Consider the following 2,826-nt stretch of genomic DNA (forward strand, 5'->3'; position numbering starts at 1 on the left):
AGATTCTCTCATAAATTCAGCCGGGTTTTGTTGATTTCAGACTCATAAAGCAACAAGGAAAGCGGCTCTTGATAGCATGCCTTCGGGTCAAGGAAACGTCTGGCAATGGCATCACCATGTTGCGCTGAATGCTTTTTGAGGGACATCTCTTGACGCACCTTCACCTACAGGTAGCTTTTGAGTTGCCTTTGAACGCTTGATACAGAGCCACATACTTCAATCAGGATTGGATAGAGGATCCAGCCCCCTTTCGCCAGGGTCTGCAATTCGGGTAGCAATTCACTCTGCCAGCCAAGCCGCTGGCGTTCGCCCTCTCCCCGTTCTGGTCACGCTGGTCTGATCCAGCCAGTGACAACCACTGAGCCCCGCCATCAACTGAGCCCAACCATCATCCATTGCAGAACGGATATGATTGTGGCTGATTGGCGGGTCGTCCTGCCGGTCACTATGCTGACAGCCCGTGGAAGTTTTTAATTGCCCTGCCGGTCTGTTGAGCCAATAGTGGTACTTCGTGCGTACCAAGCTCTCCATTGCGGTAATGTCATTACCACTGTCTTTTGTCAGTCTTCACTGCCAACAAGGAGTCAGAGCGTGACCCAAGCAAGCCCTCTCTATGCCACCGCCACCGGTCTGCCGGAGCCGACTCGCACCCCGTTGCTGACCGGCAGCGATCCCGAGCAGAAACGGCGCGAACTGCTCGCCTACTTCTGCCAGACCTTCGATCTCTACGACGCGCTGTTCGACTGTCTGGCCGATGAGCGGGCCTGGTTCAACAAGGCGATCCCGCTGCGCCATCCGCTCATCTTCTACTACGGCCACACCGCCGCCTTCTTTATCAACAAGCTGCTGGCGGCGCGCCTGATCGACCAGCGGCTGGATGCCCGCATCGAGGCCATGGTCGCCATCGGGGTGGACGAGATGAGCTGGGACGATCTGGACGAGACCCACTATGACTGGCCCAAGGTCAGCGAGCTGCGCAGCTATCGAGCCAAAGTCCGTACGCTGGTGTGCGATTTCATCCGCCAGATGCCGCTCACCCTGCCCATCGACTGGCAGAGCCCGGCCTGGGTGATCCTGATGGGGATAGAGCACGAGCGCATCCACCTCGAGACCTCCAGCGTGTTGATCCGCCAGTTGCCGCTCGCCTGGGTGCGGCCGCAACCTTATTGGCCCGCCTGCCCCGAAGCCCGCCATAGGATTGAGCTGGTGCCCGCCAACAGCCTGCTGCCGGTGGCCGGCGGCAAGGTGCGCCTTGGCAAGCAGGACGCCACCTACGGCTGGGACAACGAATATGGCGAGCGCCATATCGAACTGGCCCCGTTTCAGGCCAGCCGCATGCTGGTGAGCAATGCCGAGTACCTCGCCTTCGTACAGGCGGGCGGCTACGGCCAGCAACAGTGGTGGGATGAGGAGGGGTGGAGCTGGTGCCAATACGCCAAGGCGCAGATGCCCACCTTCTGGGTGGGTGATTCCACCAAACCCGGGAAATTGCAGCTGCGGCTGATGACCGAGCAGATCGCCATGCCATGGGACTGGCCGGTCGAGGTCAACCAGCTGGAAGCGGCTGCCTTCTGTCGCTGGAAGGCGGCCCGGACCGGACTCCCCATCCAGCTGCCGAGCGAGGCGGAATGGATGCTGCTGCGCGAGCAGCTACCCGGCGATCAGCCGGACTGGACGCAGGCACCCGGCAATATCAATCTGGCCCGTTTTGCCTCCTCCTGCCCGGTGGATGCCTGCCCGCAAGGGGAGTTCTTCGATCTGGTGGGCAATGTCTGGCAGTGGACCAGCACCGCAATCGATGGCTTCGACGGCTTTAAAATCCACCCGCTCTACGACGACTTCTCCACCCCCACCTTTGATGGCAAGCACACCCTGATCAAGGGCGGCAGCTGGATCAGCACGGGTAACGAAGCGCTCAAATCATCCCGTTACGCCTTCCGGCGTCACTTCTTCCAGCATGCGGGTTTCCGCTATCTGGTCTCCCGTTATCAGGAACCCGTTATCGTGAATCCCTATGAAACCGACACGCTGGTCGCTCAGTACCTCGACTTCCAGTACGGCCCGAGCCACTTCGGGGTAGCCAACTACGCCAAGACGCTTGCTGATCTTGCTGGCGAGCTCTGCAGCAACCACCAGCGGGCGCTGGATATCGGCTGCGCCACCGGCCGCGCCAGCTTCGAACTGGCCCGCCACTTCCAGCATGTGGACGGGGTGGACTACTCGGCCCGCTTCATCGATGTGGCGCTGGCCCTCGCCAGTCAGGACAGCTTCCGCTACGCCATTCCGCTGGAGGGTGAACTGGTGGAGTATTGCGAGGCGCGCCTGTCGAGCCACGGGCTGGGGGCGAGTCAGGCTGAGCGCATCCACTTCAGTCAGGGGGATGCCTGCAACCTCAAGCCCAAATATGGCCACTACGATCTGGTGCTCGCCTCCAATCTGATCGACAGGCTGCGAGAGCCCGCCCGCTTCCTGCGGGATATCGCCCCCCGGCTGCGCAGCGGCGGCCTGCTGGTACTCACCAGCCCCTATACCTGGCTGGCGGAATATACCCCGCCCGCCAACTGGCTCGGCGGCATTCGCGAAAACGGCGAGGCGCTCACCACCTATCAGGCGCTGCAACGGCTGCTGGCGGCGGAGTTCGAGGAGCACTGCCCGCCGCGGGATGTGCCCTTCGTCATCCGCGAAACCGCCCGCAAATACCAGCACACGATGGCGCAGCTGACCGTCTGGCGCAAACGCTAGCACGCCGGTCGACATGCAGATGAGAAGAGGGAGGCCAACGGGCCTCCCTCTTGATATGGCAGTCAAAACGGCGCGAGTATCAAT

At 61.3% G+C, this 2,826-nt stretch carries 1 protein-coding gene; it reads left to right on the forward strand.

Annotated features, from left to right (window positions below):
• Positions 1-591: 591 nt before the first annotated feature.
• Positions 592-2,742 carry a 5-histidylcysteine sulfoxide synthase gene (ovoA, locus tag ACRAUW_RS17565; RefSeq protein ID WP_431363303.1) on the forward strand — a complete coding sequence of 717 codons (2,151 nt, stop codon included), beginning with the start codon at positions 592-594 and terminating at the stop codon, positions 2,740-2,742.
• Positions 2,743-2,826 lie beyond the last annotated feature (84 nt).

This window comes from Aeromonas sp. (genome assembly GCF_050633025.1).
Taxonomy (GTDB): Bacteria; Pseudomonadota; Gammaproteobacteria; order Enterobacterales; family Aeromonadaceae; genus Aeromonas.